The sequence below is a fragment of the Halioglobus sp. HI00S01 genome (assembly GCF_001635445.1).
Classification (GTDB): Bacteria; Pseudomonadota; Gammaproteobacteria; order Pseudomonadales; family Halieaceae; genus Halioglobus; species Halioglobus japonicus.
This window is the reverse complement of record NZ_LWEE01000010.1, coordinates 114,075-126,799: the sequence shown is the minus strand read 5'-3', so window position 1 is coordinate 126,799 and position 12,725 is coordinate 114,075. Positions and strand designations below refer to the sequence as shown.

General features: G+C 59.2%; 16 protein-coding genes. 4 read left to right on the top strand and 12 right to left on the bottom strand.

The features are described from left to right. Positions 1 to 17 precede the first annotated feature (17 nt). The gene (locus A3709_RS02585) at positions 18 to 473 is read right to left on the bottom strand and encodes a hypothetical protein (RefSeq protein ID WP_082849834.1); all 456 of its coding nucleotides are present in this window, start codon (positions 471 to 473) and stop codon (positions 18 to 20) included. A gap of 116 nt (positions 474 to 589) precedes the next feature. On the opposite strand from A3709_RS02585, the gene A3709_RS02580 reads away from it, so the two are divergent. Then, the gene (locus A3709_RS02580; RefSeq protein ID WP_066049642.1) at positions 590 to 1,024 is read left to right on the top strand and encodes a universal stress protein; all 435 of its coding nucleotides are present in this window, start codon (positions 590 to 592) and stop codon (positions 1,022 to 1,024) included. Positions 1,025 to 1,036: 12 nt separating this feature from the next. Here A3709_RS02580 and A3709_RS02575 read toward each other — a convergent pair whose 3' ends face one another. Then, entirely contained in the window at positions 1,037 to 1,255 is a 219-nt protein-coding gene (locus tag A3709_RS02575; RefSeq protein WP_066049639.1) for a glutaredoxin family protein, read from the bottom strand. Positions 1,256 to 1,413: 158 nt separating this feature from the next. Here A3709_RS02575 and A3709_RS02570 point away from each other — a divergent pair, with 158 nt between their 5' ends. Genes A3709_RS02570 through A3709_RS02560 form a run of 3 tightly spaced genes read left to right on the top strand, consistent with a single transcriptional unit; the run spans position 1,414 to position 4,150 of the window. Next, positions 1,414 to 2,310: an IclR family transcriptional regulator gene (locus A3709_RS02570; RefSeq protein ID WP_066049636.1), complete on the top strand. Its 897-nt coding sequence runs from the start codon at positions 1,414 to 1,416 to the stop codon at positions 2,308 to 2,310. Positions 2,311 to 2,330: 20 nt separating this feature from the next. Next, positions 2,331 to 3,383 (top strand): AraC family transcriptional regulator, encoded by a 1,053-nt coding sequence (locus tag A3709_RS02565; protein ID WP_156507540.1) that lies wholly within the window; start codon positions 2,331 to 2,333, stop codon positions 3,381 to 3,383. Continuing rightward, complete coding sequence (locus A3709_RS02560; RefSeq protein WP_066049631.1) at positions 3,380 to 4,150, top strand: RNA methyltransferase; 771 nt, start codon at positions 3,380 to 3,382, stop codon at positions 4,148 to 4,150. The genes A3709_RS02565 and A3709_RS02560 overlap by 4 nt, the downstream gene beginning before the upstream one ends. Positions 4,151 to 4,157: 7 nt before the next feature. On the opposite strand, the gene A3709_RS02555 is transcribed toward A3709_RS02560, so the two are convergent. The 10 genes from A3709_RS02555 to dnaX all read right to left on the bottom strand — a co-directional run bounded on the left by A3709_RS02555 (position 4,158) and on the right by dnaX (position 12,681). Next, a complete protein-coding gene (locus tag A3709_RS02555) occupies positions 4,158 to 5,333 on the bottom strand; it encodes a VWA domain-containing protein (RefSeq protein WP_066049628.1) in 1,176 nt (391 codons plus the stop codon). 6 nt (positions 5,334 to 5,339) lie between these two features. Next, complete coding sequence (locus A3709_RS02550) at positions 5,340 to 6,185, bottom strand: MoxR family ATPase (protein ID WP_066049875.1); 846 nt, start codon at positions 6,183 to 6,185, stop codon at positions 5,340 to 5,342. Between the two features lie 55 nt (positions 6,186 to 6,240). Beyond that, the gene (locus A3709_RS02545) at positions 6,241 to 7,734 is read right to left on the bottom strand and encodes a VWA domain-containing protein (protein ID WP_066049625.1); all 1,494 of its coding nucleotides are present in this window, start codon (positions 7,732 to 7,734) and stop codon (positions 6,241 to 6,243) included. Beyond that, a complete protein-coding gene (locus tag A3709_RS23555; RefSeq protein WP_066049622.1) occupies positions 7,727 to 8,116 on the bottom strand; it encodes a hypothetical protein in 390 nt (129 codons plus the stop codon). The genes A3709_RS02545 and A3709_RS23555 overlap by 8 nt, the downstream gene beginning before the upstream one ends. An 8-nt stretch (positions 8,117 to 8,124) precedes the next feature. Then, on the bottom strand, positions 8,125 to 8,559 hold the full coding sequence (locus tag A3709_RS02535) for a YcgN family cysteine cluster protein (protein WP_066049619.1): 435 nt from the start codon (positions 8,557 to 8,559) through the stop codon (positions 8,125 to 8,127). Further along, complete coding sequence (locus tag A3709_RS02530; protein ID WP_066049616.1) at positions 8,552 to 8,824, bottom strand: YcgL domain-containing protein; 273 nt, start codon at positions 8,822 to 8,824, stop codon at positions 8,552 to 8,554. The genes A3709_RS02535 and A3709_RS02530 overlap by 8 nt, the downstream gene beginning before the upstream one ends. Next, positions 8,821 to 9,939 (bottom strand): ribonuclease D, encoded by a 1,119-nt coding sequence (gene rnd / locus A3709_RS02525; protein WP_066049613.1) that lies wholly within the window; start codon positions 9,937 to 9,939, stop codon positions 8,821 to 8,823. Before rnd ends, A3709_RS02530 begins: the two co-directional genes overlap by 4 nt. A gap of 13 nt (positions 9,940 to 9,952) precedes the next feature. Beyond that, complete coding sequence (gene recR, locus A3709_RS02520; RefSeq protein WP_066049611.1) at positions 9,953 to 10,552, bottom strand: recombination mediator RecR; 600 nt, start codon at positions 10,550 to 10,552, stop codon at positions 9,953 to 9,955. 14 nt (positions 10,553 to 10,566) lie between these two features. Then, positions 10,567 to 10,890 carry a YbaB/EbfC family nucleoid-associated protein gene (locus A3709_RS02515; RefSeq protein ID WP_066049608.1) on the bottom strand — a complete coding sequence of 108 codons (324 nt, stop codon included), beginning with the start codon at positions 10,888 to 10,890 and terminating at the stop codon, positions 10,567 to 10,569. Between the two features lie 9 nt (positions 10,891 to 10,899). Beyond that, positions 10,900 to 12,681, bottom strand: a complete 1,782-nt coding sequence (gene dnaX, locus A3709_RS02510) for a DNA polymerase III subunit gamma/tau (protein ID WP_066049605.1) — start codon at positions 12,679 to 12,681, stop codon at positions 10,900 to 10,902. Positions 12,682 to 12,725: the final 44 nt, after the last annotated feature.

Below are 12,725 nucleotides of genomic sequence, written 5' to 3'. Positions count from 1 at the left end.
TTCGCCCCCGAGACGGGTCAGGCCGAGAGTGCCTCTGACCAGGCCTCCAGGGCCGTGACAATTTGCTCAACCTGACCCTGTTCTTCGGGCTCTGACCAGTAGATCCCACAACTGCCCTCTTCCTGGCTGAGGGCCAGTATTTCTGCGGGCAGCAGCGCAGTCTGTTTTGGCGGCGGCTGTCGGTGACCCACGCCCCGCCACTCACCTTCCTCAATTCGCCAGGCCAACCTCGAACGAGGCTCGCCACGCGATGCTGGAAGGCGCCTGCCGTAATAAATGATTTGCTCGGGGCGCCGGGCCTGCCCCGGTAACGCGCGATCACTGCCGGGAAGGTCCCGGAACTCGACGAACAGGCCATGGACCGCGGCATACTCTCTCATTCCGGCCACCTGCCGCTGGCGCTTGCTGGGGATGAAGTGGGTCAACGGTGCCAGCGCCAACGCGATCACGAAAATGATAAGAAAAATTTCCAAAGGTGGTTTCCTGACCCAGATCAAACTTACGCCGCAGACGCAGCCGTGTCCCGTTGTTCGGCGACTATTCTATGCTATAAATAGAAGCGTGAAAAAAGCCTGCAGGGAGGCTATATATGTCGCAGTACTCGAAAGTGGTTGTTGCCATCGACCTCAGCGAAGAATCTGACCTGGTTGCGGCGCGAGCGCGCGCTATCGCCACGTCTGCTGGCAGCGAACTCCACCTTGTACATGTCATAGAACCCCTCAGCTTCGCCTATGGCGTCGACATCCCCATGGACTTCTCAGGCCTTCAGGACGAAATCCAGGAACAGGCCACCGGCCAATTACAGCGTTTCGCTGAGAAAAACGGTATTGCCGCTGATCACCAACACATTCTGCTGGGGCGCCCCGAGGTGGAGATTCACGCCGTGGCGGAAAAAATCAGCGCCGACCTGATCGTGGTCGGCAGCCACGGCCGCTATGGTCTCGCCCTGCTCATGGGGTCTACCGCCAACGGCGTGCTCCACGGCGCCAGCTGTGACGTGCTGGCGGTGCGCGTCGGCTCATAGCGAGAACAGCCGCTAGCCGGCAAGAAACTCAGCGAGCATTTGTGCGTCGAAGGGCCAGTTCAGCTCCCGGCCCTCTTCTGTGCGCACAACCGGGATCGTCGTCCCGTAACGCTCGAATAAATCGTCAGATTCACTGATATCTACATGCTCAAAACCGGCACCCGCCTGCACCAGAAGTGCTTCGGCCAGCTCGCACAGGTGACAGGCTGATGTTCCGAACAGGGTTAACATTCCTTAATTCTCATTGTCTCTGTTGAATTCGGCCACTATTATGTCGCCCCACTCAAGGCTTGAAGTACCTCAAGCTGGAGCGGTACCATAACCGCAAGGTACAAGAATTCATACCATTTATTTTGCTCAGGTACACCAACTAAAAGGGAGCTGACGCTTTGGCCCTATTCTCACAACCTACCGCCCGTGCCCTGGCCATTCTCGATCTGTTAATGGCCAACCCTGATCAGGCGTTCGGCTTGACCGAGATGACCCGCCGCCTCAACCTCAACAAGGCAACCTGCCACGCCATTCTGACCACCATGGCCAACTACGGCTTCCTGGTCCAACATCCGAAAACCAAGGCTTACCGCCTCGGCCCTTCTATTATTGCCGCAGGTAACGCCGCTTTCGCCCAGTTCCCCGTGCTTGAGTACGCTCGCCCGGAGCTGGAAGCGCTGCAGGCGGATCTGGATATTGGTTTTGGTGTGACCGGTCGCTCCAAGCAACACATGGTGTTATTAGCGCTGTATGGCCAGGCATCCGAGCTGATTAATTCGTTCCAGCTGGGCCTGCGCCTGCCCAATGACGCCCCCGTGGCGAGCAGCTTTATCGCGTTCTCGCCGGCCAAACATCTGGAGGCCTGGCTCACCCGTGCCCACGAATCACGCGGCGGTTACAACGAACGCCTGGACCAGAAACTGCGCGTTTCAGTGATCGGGATTCGCGCCCGCGGTTACGAAGTCACCCTGAAAACCAAGGCTGAGGCCGAACTCACTCGCGAACTGTCGCGCATCCACAATTCCTGGAGCCTGACCGAACTGGAAGATGCCGCGCGCAAATACCAGATCGACCTCTGCGACGAGCAATATCACCTGGACCGCATCGACCCCAAAACCAAGTACGACGTTTCGACCATTTCGGTCCCGGTGTTTGTGGAAAATAAACTGCCTGTGGTGTGCTTTGTTGCCGGATCCTTCAAAGAACCGATGACCGGCGCCAAGATCGAAGAAATCGCCGCTCGCATCAAGGAGTCTGCGGACCGGGTCACTGCCCTCGCCGAAAGCTTTAGCTAAGGCAGCGAGCTTTGAACACCATGCCCCTTAAAACACTGACCACGCTGCTGCGCGTGGTCAGTGAACAGGGCTATCCCGTGGACCGGGCCCTGGCGCAGATCGGCCTGGACTTCAATCCACTGCAAGACGACCCCGCCACGCTCCCCAGCCAGATTCCCACCGACAGCTACAGCAAACTGTACGGGCTGGTGATGGAAATCCTCCAGGACGAGGCCTTTGGCCTGGGCCAGGAAAACCACGCGCCACCAGGTACTTTTCGCATGCTGTGCCTGTTTGTCATCCACTGCCCCAACCTGGGGCAGGCCTTGCGCCGGGCGCGGGAATTCTTCATCTACTGCGACCAGTTCCGCGCTACCCAGGGTGCTGCCAAGCCGCTGTTTATCGATCAGGGCGATGGCAAGATCTTATGTGTCCTGGAGCGCTCCGCGTCACTGGAGCAGGACCGTATTCATATCGGTCACGCCAACGTGCTGCTGATGATGTATCGTTTCTACAGCTGGCTGATTGGTCGCGAGTTACCCCTGCAGGCGATCCATCTGCGTGCGAGCGAACCGGCAGACCCTCAGCCCTACGAAGCTATCTTTGGCTGTCCAGTGCGCTTCGGTACCGAACACTCCGGACTGGTGCTGCAGGAGAATGTGCTGCAACTGCCCATCGTACAAACCGAAGACACGCTGCGCGATTTTCTCCGCCAGGCGCCCTACCAACTCGTTAAACGGGAAACGCCAGGCAACCTCAATCCGCTGACGGAGAAAATCAAGCAACGACTGACTGAGCACAACAGCCAGCGACTACCCAATGCCAGTGACATCGCCGCGGAGCTGAATATGTCGCCGCGCACCCTGCACCGCAAACTGACTCAGGAAGGCACCAGCTTCCAGCAGCTCAAGGACGACTTCCGTCGCGAGCTGGCCGTGCACTACATGAACAGACCCGAGCTCTCGCTGGACGCGATTGCTGCGATTATGGGTTTTCCCGACAACTCGGCTTTCTACCGCTCGTTCAAGAAGTGGACCGGCACCTCACCGGGGCGCTACCGCGCACAGCTACAGGCAGGAAACCAGCCCTCATGAGCGACACCAGCTATACCGAGAAGCGCAGCTATTTCGACCGCATGCTGACCTTGTACGGACGCAAACCAGCGCTGGAAGCCCTGCGGGATCGCGACCTGGATTGCCAGACCCTGCATCTGGCTCACAGCAATCGCGAAGGCGGCATCGTCGGTGAGTTACTGGCAGCCGCAGAGCAACGCGGCGTAACGATCAAGCGCCACTCCCGGGAGGAACTGGCGCGTATATCCCGCAATGGCAAACAGGATCAGGGCGTCGCCCTGGATGTCTTGTGCCCGGCGTTTCAGTCTGTGGAGAGTTATCTGAATAACCTGGAGGGCAAACCCCGACAGCGCCTGCTCGCCCTGGACGGTATTACCAATCCGCAAAACATCGGCATGATCGTCCGCTCGGCGGCGGCCGGCAACATCGACGGCCTGCTGTGGTCGCGCAAAGGCAATGCGGCACCCGGGCCACTGGTCGTCAAAGCCAGCGCCGGCACCTTATACCGGGCGCCGGTGCTCACCTGCCAGGCATTGCCCGAAGCCCTGCAGCAGTGCCAGCATAACGGCTTTGAAGTGTGCACCCTGGAGGCGGACGCGCGGATAGATCTGTTTGCCTATCGTCCCGCAGGACACTGCATCTACGTGCTCGGCAATGAGACCGACGGCGTCTCCGCCGCCGTCAGTAAACTCGCCCAGCAAGGCTTGTCGATACCCATGAACAATGGGGTTGAATCACTCAATGTCGCTGTCACCGCAAGCCTGATCGCCTACGCTGACAGGATGTAGGACGGCGCTACTTGGAGAGGAACGACATCCCCTCTTCCAGGCCCTTGAGGGTCAAAGGATACATTTGTCCCTCCAGCAATTTGTGGGTAATGCTAACCGATTGGGTGTATTGCCAGTCTTCCTCGGGAACCGGGTTAATCCAGATCACCTTGTCGTAGACTTCCTGCAGACGACGGAACCACACCTCGCCAGACTCCTCGTTCCAATGCTCGACACTGCCGCCGGGCTGGAGGATTTCATACGGTGACATGGAGGCATCTCCGACAAAGATGACCTTATAGTCGTGGCTGTACTTGTGGAGAATATCCAGCAGCGGCGTGCGTTCATTGTGGCGACGGATATTGTTCTTCCACACGCTCTCATAGAGAAAGTTGTGGAAGTAGAAATACTCCATGTGCTTGAACTCGGTACGCGCCGCTGAAAACAGCTCCTCGCACACTTTTACATGAGGATCCATTGACCCACCAACGTCGAAGAACAGCAGCACCTTCACGGCATTGTGACGCTCTGGAACCATTTTAATATCGAGCAGCCCGGCATTACGCGCAGTCGAGGTAATGGTGTCATCCAGATCGAGCTCATCGGCGGCGCCAGTGCGAGCGAACTTGCGCAGGCGTCGCATGGCGACCTTGATATTACGGGTACCGAGCTCAACGCTGTCGTCGAGGTTCTTGAAATCTCGCTTGTCCCAGACTTTAACGGCCTTTTTGTTCTTGCCGTTGGGGCCAACGCGAATACCTTCAGGGTGATAGCCTTCCTGGCCAAAAGGCGAGGTACCGCCGGTACCTATCCACTTGTTGCCCCCTTCATGGCGTTTTTCCTGTTCTTCGAGGCGCTTCTTGAACTCCTCAATCAGTTTCTCGAGACCACCGAGGGATTCGATCTTGGCCTTCTCTTCCTCGCTCAGGTTCTTCAGGAACTCCGAGCGCAACCAGTCATCGGGAATCATTGCCTCGATCACATCGTCGAGTGCTTCCAGATCCTTGAAATGCAGACCGAAGGCTTTATCAAAGCGATCGAAGTACTTTTCATCCTTCACCATGCAGGTGCGGCTGAAATAGTAAAATTCGTCCATCGAACCGAACACAACACGCTGTTTCATACCCTCGAGCAAATCGAGGAGTTCGCGTGTGGTCACCGGTACACCTGCGTCGCGCAGGCCGTGGAAGAAGTTGATCAGCATAGGGCTTTACCGTGATTCCCGGCGGTGCATAAAGGCCAGACGTTCGAGCAGGTGCACATCCTGTTCGTTTTTCATCAGCGCGCCATACAGGGGCGGAATGGCCTTGGTAGGATCGCGATCCTTGAGAATCTCGTCGGGAATGTCGTCGGCCATCAGCAGCTTCAGCCAATCGATGAGCTCCGACGTCGAGGGCTTCTTCTTGAGCCCGGGAATCGCACGCAGGTCAAAGAATACTTCCATCGCTTCCTGCACCAGTTCCTTGGAGATCTCCGGGTAGTGAACTGCCACAATCTCACGCATGGTGTTGCGATCGGGGAAGTTAATGAAGTGGAAGAAACAGCGGCGCAGGAATGCGTCCGGCAGTTCCTTCTCGTTGTTACTGGTGATGATAATAATCGGGCGCTGCTTGGCCTTAATGGTCTCGCCAGTCTCGTAGACGAAGAACTCCATACGATCGAGTTCTACCAGCAAGTCATTGGGGAATTCGATATCAGCCTTGTCGATTTCGTCGATGAGAAGCACAACCTGCTCTTCAGACTCAAAGGCCTCCCACAGCTTGCCCTTCTTGATGTAGTTGGCAATATCGTGGACTTTTTCGTCACCCAGCTGGGAATCGCGCAGGCGCGATACAGCGTCGTACTCGTACAGACCCTGCTGAGCCTTGGTGGTGGACTTGATGTGCCATTGGATCAGGCGCATGCCCAGGCCGCCGGCAACTTCTTCGGCGAGCATGGTTTTGCCCGTGCCGGGTTCACCTTTAATTAGGAGGGGGCGTTGCAGTGCGACGGCGGCGTTTACCGCCATTCGCAGGTCATCGGTGGCGACGTAACGATCAGTGCCTTCAAATTTCATCTGGGGTAGTACCTGTATTCGAGCAAGGCCGAACAGGGTACTCATAGGGAACGCGCTAATCAAGCGGCTCGTCGGGAGACTCCTTGGCCGCGCTCACACCGGACAATGCAAACTGGCCGGTAGCGCCATTTTCCGACTGCATTGCCCTGCGCTGCCAGACTTCAAGCTTGCGTTGTTTGCGTCGACGCAGGATCAGCCAGATCAAAAGTGCAATGATCAGCACCGCCACGCCAACCGCCGCCAGAGACGCAGTGTACTCGTCGTCGGGCAATTCATCGCCGCGGGTCACCAGCGTTGCCTGCTCCGGCAGCGGCATCACCTCGACATGCATGGGCAGCTCACGGCGCAGTGTCTGGGCTTCCAGGCGCACCATAAATTCATAGCGCCCCGCCTGCGCGAATGTAGGTGCCATGACCCGGTATTCGCCGTCGGCGGGCGCAGGATAGCGCTCGCTGACCGCAATCGTCTCGGTACTGCCGTCCGGTGCGCGCACGTCTACCGACAGACGAAAGGCCGCAAGCACGTCAGGATCGGTGATCGCCCTGCCCTGCTCGGTAATACGCAGACCCATCTCGGCCTGGCGACCAGCTTCAATACTGGCCGGCAGCGGGTCGACTTCCAACTGCAGGTCGGCGATGACGGTTACCCGCACCCGTTCGGCCCCAGGCGCTACCAGTTGCCAATCGCCGGGCTCCGGTGCAGAAATCGTCACCAGGGCAAACTGGTCGCTGACAAACCAGTCGGCGTCCTCTCCCTCAGGGGCGAATACCCGCCCGCTCGGGCTGCGCAGGGCTACCGAGTGATTCCCAGCACTGAAGAACACCAGAGCGGTCAGTTCCTCGACGGATGCATCAATGGTGAATTGCTGCCCCGCCACGGGCACGCGAGCCACCGGTGCCACCAACTCCAGCGATTGCAGGAATATACCGCTAAGTGCATCGGCGGTGACGGCCTGCTCAGCGATACCGCTGGNGGACTGCGCCAGCGAGCGCAGGAACTTCCAATCGGCCTCGTCGGACAGAGCGATAGTGTGCACGGGAATGCCGCTGGCACCGAGCTCCGGGGCGCGCTCATTGAGAATGGCGCGGGCTGCACCGGCGTTGAGCATCGGAGATTCACCCACATCCACCTTGCCGTCGGTAAGCAGCACAATACTGGTGCGGTAACCGGGGTCCAGGCGATCATAGTCATACGTCGCCGCATCCAGCGCGGCGGGAATATTGGTCCGCTGGCCAGAATTATCGATCAGGTCCAATACGCTGTGGGCCGCTGCCCGCCACTGCGCATTCACAGTTCCATGGGGCACCAGCACTTTGACGTCTTCTCCGAACACCCAGACACCAGCGCGTGCCCCATCGGGAAGCAGCCGAATAAGCATCTCCATGGCGGGGCCACGCAGGTTGTCCGGGTCAGATGTCTTCATGCTGCCCGAAATGTCGATCAACAGACGCAGATCAGGCTTGAGGCCCGCGCCGGGGGTATCGGCGTGCGCCGGCGTTAACAGCACACACAGCGCCGCAAACAGTCCGAACAGTAACGACCTAGACAACGGGATCGGGCTCCTGATCTGTTGCGCCCTGCTCATCGGTATGCGCCGATCTACGCGGGCGCACCACCAACAGGCGCAGCAGCACCGCCGCGCCCAGGGCAACCGCACAGGCAATCGATAAGGGCTTGATGGCATGCTGTGCTGCTTCAGGACCGTTCAGGAGCAACTCGAACCCGGCGACGATAAGCGCCGGCGCCATGGTCTCCACACCGGGCTGCGGGTAGGCAGGCGTTAACAGCAGGGCCGCGCTGAGCATGACGATCAGCAAGGTCCAGAAATTCGGCCAACGACGCAACAGCCACCAGGCAAGGATCAGCGCCACCATGGCCGCGGCACCTATGTAGGCGTATATCGCCAGCATATAGGATTCTTCAGTCAGCATACCGTCTCCTACTCCACCCAGGTCACAATGTGCTCATCATAACCGTCAGGGTGTACATATTCATCGGAAATGGCTCGCCCGCGGATAGACGCACCGGCGCTGTGCACCGTCTCGCGACTGCCGGATACCAGGTAGTGCCACTCCGGCAGCGGCTGATTGGCTGCTCGCAACCGGTAGGCACAGGTAGATGGCAGCCAGTCGAGGTCGCCCACGCTGCCCTGTTCCAGGTGAATACAGCTTGGCACCAAAATCGAACGCCGGCTGTAGTCGCCGCAGCGGCAGGTGGATTCGTCGAGATACTGACAGCGCACCTTGGTATAGAACACCTCACCGGTATCCTCGTCTTCCAGTTTGTGCAGGCAACACTTGGCGCAGCCGTCACAGAGCGCCTCCCACTGGTCGCGATCCAGTGCCTCGATGGGCTGCTCCCACCATTCAGTCACTGGCGCGATCTCGTTGCAGCAGTTGTTCCGGGGTGGGCGGCATTTGCAGGAAAAACCCGTCGCTATCGATCTTCTCCAGCACTTCAGCGACATCGACACGGGCCAGCTTGCGCTCCGGCGTGAGGATAATGGTCATCACGGACTGCGGCTCCCCGAACTGTTTCAGCAGCACCTCTGGCACATCTTCCAGGCCTTTGGCCTTGTCGACATACAGATACATCTCTTCCTTGTGTGTACTCTTGAAGATCTCACACAGGCGTTTCACAGCTCACCTCTAAGTATTGCGTCGCGCAGTGGTTCCACCACCACAGACTTGCGCCAGCCCTGCCAGGAGACGGGCTCTGTCTCAGCTGGCCGCAGCAGTTGTTCGTAATCCTTGGCCGCCAGCAAAACCTGCTGAGGCATCTCCAGTTTGTCGGCGATCGCCGCTGCGCGTTTTTTCAGCGCCTTGAGCTGATCGCGCTGCCGCTGTTCCAGGGGCGGCGGCAACCGCTGGGGCAAGTCGCCCTCCTCGATCTCGCTGACACTCGCGACCAGGTCCACCAGCAGCTCACCGCGCTTGCGCATCACCGCCGGCGGCAGATCGACCTTGTTGCGCAGCTCCGAAACGTCCACAGGCATGTGCTGCGCAACTTGCAAGCAGGCTTTGTCGTCAATAATCCACGACCGTGGTTTGTCCCAGTCTCGCGCAGCCTCTTCACGCCATTGACTTACAGCCATCAACACTGCCAACTGCCGCGGCTCCAGCTTCCAGGCACTCTTGATGCGTTTGTAGTAATTGGGCAAGGCTGTGGCGAGCGACGCGGCGGCATCTTCGCCATCGCTGAGCACCCAGTCGTAGCGACCCAGATCCTGACAGCGCTGGGCCAGCTGCGCATAGGCATCGAGCAAATACGTCACATCCTGCGCGGCGTAGTGGCACTGCGATTCGGTCAGTGGGCGCTTAAGCCAGTCGGAGCGGGTTTCCCCCTTGGGCAAGTCCTCGTCACACAGCTGCAGAATCAGCGCGCGATATCCCATGCCAAACTCCAGCCCGGCCATGGCTGCCGCTTTCTGGGTATCGAACAGCGGCGCAGGCACACAGCCCAGCCAGCGCTGGAACACCTCCAGATCTTCACTGGCGGAGTGCAGCACCTTGACCACGCCAGGGTCCTGCAGCAACTGCGCCAGGGGTGCAGGATCGCTGATCTCCAAAGGGTCGATCAGCCAGGCAGTACCGGCGGCGGCGCTGCCGTCAAAACATAACTGCACCAGCGCCACCTGCGGGTAGAAGGTGTTGCGGCGCATGAACTCGGTATCGACCATAACAGCCTGGCAGCCCTGGCTCGCAGCCATCAACTCCTGTAGCGCCTGGTCAGATTCAATCAGTTTCCATTCCATAGTCACAGTGTAGTTACTCCACTACGCGGCGGCCGGAAAAAGCGTGCGCCAGGGTGCTGCCATCCACATATTCCAACTCGCCTCCCAGAGGCACACCGTGGGCAATCCGGGACACCTTGACGCCGCGGGGTTGTAGCATGTCCGTCAGGTAGTAGGCCGTCGCCTCGCCTTCCACGGTTGGATTCGTGGCCAGGATAACTTCGGCAATCCCCTCCTCCACGACCCGGCGCTGGAACTTGTCGAGGCCTATTTCCTCAGGCCCTATGCCATCTATCGGCGAAAGATGGCCCATCAATACAAAATAGATGCCGCGATAGCTGCCGCTCTGCTCAACGGCAAGCACATCGCCGGGCGTCTCCACTACACAAATGGTCGACGCATCGCGCCGCGGATCTGCGCAGATTTCACACACATCCAGTTCGGTAAAGTTGCGACAGCGACTGCAGTGATCGACGCGATCTACTGCATTGCGCAACGCCTCGGCAAGCGCAGCCGCCCCCTCGCGATCACGCTCCAGCAGGTGCAGCGTCATGCGTTGGGCGGATTTGGGGCCGACACCGGGCAGGCAGCGCAAGGCTTCTATCAGGTCCTGCAGAGCGGGGCTGAATTTCATGGGGTAATTGCGCCCTAGAACGGCATCTTGAAGCCGCCCGGGATATTCAATCCCGAGGCAACGCCGGCCATGGCCTGTTGGTTATGTGCCTCGACCTTGCGAACCGCGTCGTTAACGGCCGCTGCCAGCAGGTCTTCCAGCACTTCTTTGTCCTCTGACAATACCGCGGGGTCGATGCTCACGCGTTTAACGTCGTGGCGCCCGGTCATTACCACGCTGACCAGACCGGCACCGGCCTCGCCCAGGATTTCTGCGTTCGCCAGATCGTCCTGGACTTTCTGCATATCGGCCTGCATTTGCTGGGCCTGTTTCATCAGGTCGGAAAGACTGCCTTTCATGTTACTACCTCAAGAATCTGTAGGGGCGATGGACGCGCGGTCCAGTTCACCATCGAATCGTATGAGCAGCGCCTGCAGACGCTCGTCACTGTCTATCTCTGCCACTGCCAGGGCCTGACGCTCGCGAGCTGCGCGGGCTGCCACCCTGGCCGGCGTCTCGCCGGGAGGTTTGCCGATATCTATAGAAACGGACAATTCCCGGCCAAAGTAGTTCTGCAAAGCCAAGGCGATCTTTTTACTGTGGCCATCGTTGAACAGGCTGGCATTGGCCTCGTCCAGCACAAACTTGAGTGCAGGCCCATCAACCGAGATCAGCTCACAGTTACTGGCAATGCTGTACACCATGCCCAGCAGACCGAGCTGCTCCAGCGTTTGCGGCCAGGCCGCCGGCACAAGTTGGCTGAAATCCGCCGGCGCCACGGCTGGGGTTGCCGATTCGGCCGGGCGCGACTCAACGGGCGGTGTTTCGACGACCTCCGGTTGCGACGGTGTGGCAAGCGCTGCCATGAGGCTTGCCGGTGCCGGTTCTGCCGGCACAGGCGGCTCTGGTCGCGCCTCAGGGGTGACCGCTACAGGCGCTGTCTCTACCGCAGGCATCACCGGCGGCGCCACCTGCTCAATCGGCTTTTTTACACGCTCGCCGCCCTCCACGGCGGCTGCAGGGGCGGCCTGCAATTGCTCCGGTGACAGCGATGTATCAATCACTGCCGCCGGGCGGAAGGAGAGCATCCGCAGTAGCAACATCTCAAAGCCACCGCGCGGATCAGGCGTATACGCCATGTCGCGCTTACCATTGACCGCCATCTGGTAGTAAAGCTGGGCATCCTCGGCCGTCATGGCGGCCGCCAAAGCTGCCACCCGTTCGGCATCGCCCCAGCTGTTATCAATCGCGTCGGGGACAACCTGAGCTACCGCGACGCGGTGCACCAGAGAGATCAGCTCGTCGATACTGCCTTCAAAATCCGGGGCGTGCTCAGACATGCGCTCGACAATGGCCAGCACCTCATTGNCACTTCCCGCCACTACGGCTTCCAGCATCTGGTAGACGAAGGTGAGATCCACCGTACCCAGCATGGCGCGAACATCGCTCTCCACCAGCTTGCCCGAACCAAAAGCGATTGCCTGATCCGTCAAACTCAGGGCATCGCGCATACTGCCCGAGGCCGCGCGACCGAGCAGGTACAGGGCCGGGTCCTCAAAGCTGACCATCTCCTGCTCGAGCACATTGCGCAAGTGGCCGGCAATCTGCTCGGGGGGCATGTTCTTCAAATTGAACTGCAGGCACCGGGACAACACCGTGGGCAGCAACTTCTGCGGATCGGTGGTAGCGAGCAGGAACTTTACATGGGGCGGTGGCTCTTCCAGCGTTTTCAACAGCGCGTTGAAACTGCTGTTGGAGAGCATGTGCACCTCATCGATGAGATAGATTTTGTAGCGCGAACGCGTGGGGGCATATTGCACGTTCTCGAGCAGCTCGCGCGTATCTTCGACCTTGGTGCGCGAAGCGGCGTCAACCTCTAACAGATCGACACTGCGACCCTCGGCGATTTCCAGGCAGGAGCTGCACTCGCCGCAGGGCTCAGAGCTCACGCCCTGCTCACAGTTGAGGCACTTGGCCAGAATACGGGCGATGGTGGTTTTACCCACACCACGTGTACCGGTGAAGAGATAGGCGTGATGCAGCCTGTCGTGGTCCAGCGCGTTAATCAGCGCCTGTAGCACGTGCTCCTGGCCAACCATTTCCCTGAAACTTTTTGGCCGCCATTTGCGCGCGAGTACTTGGTAGGACATGCCCCGTTATGCCTTCTATTGTAAAGCGTTATCCGCGAGAGAGA

What these genes read in the sequence shown, in the direction of transcription:
- A3709_RS02580 (WP_066049642.1), top strand. Translation starts at nt 590, where the DNA reads ATGTCGCAGTACTCGAAAGTGGTTGTTGCCATCGACCTCAGCGAAGAA.
- A3709_RS23555 (WP_066049622.1), bottom strand. Translation starts at nt 8,116, where the DNA reads ATGCTGACTGAAGAATCCTATATGCTGGCGATATACGCCTACATAGGT.
- A3709_RS02575 (WP_066049639.1), bottom strand. Translation starts at nt 1,255, where the DNA reads ATGTTAACCCTGTTCGGAACATCAGCCTGTCACCTGTGCGAGCTGGCC.
- rnd (WP_066049613.1), bottom strand. Translation starts at nt 9,939, where the DNA reads ATGGAATGGAAACTGATTGAATCTGACCAGGCGCTACAGGAGTTGATG.
- A3709_RS02565 (WP_156507540.1), top strand. Translation starts at nt 2,331, where the DNA reads ATGCCCCTTAAAACACTGACCACGCTGCTGCGCGTGGTCAGTGAACAG.
- A3709_RS02560 (WP_066049631.1), top strand. Translation starts at nt 3,380, where the DNA reads ATGAGCGACACCAGCTATACCGAGAAGCGCAGCTATTTCGACCGCATG.
- A3709_RS02550 (WP_066049875.1), bottom strand. Translation starts at nt 6,185, where the DNA reads ATGAAATTTGAAGGCACTGATCGTTACGTCGCCACCGATGACCTGCGA.
- recR (WP_066049611.1), bottom strand. Translation starts at nt 10,552, where the DNA reads ATGAAATTCAGCCCCGCTCTGCAGGACCTGATAGAAGCCTTGCGCTGC.
- A3709_RS02555 (WP_066049628.1), bottom strand. Translation starts at nt 5,333, where the DNA reads ATGCTGATCAACTTCTTCCACGGCCTGCGCGACGCAGGTGTACCGGTG.
- A3709_RS02515 (WP_066049608.1), bottom strand. Translation starts at nt 10,890, where the DNA reads ATGAAAGGCAGTCTTTCCGACCTGATGAAACAGGCCCAGCAAATGCAG.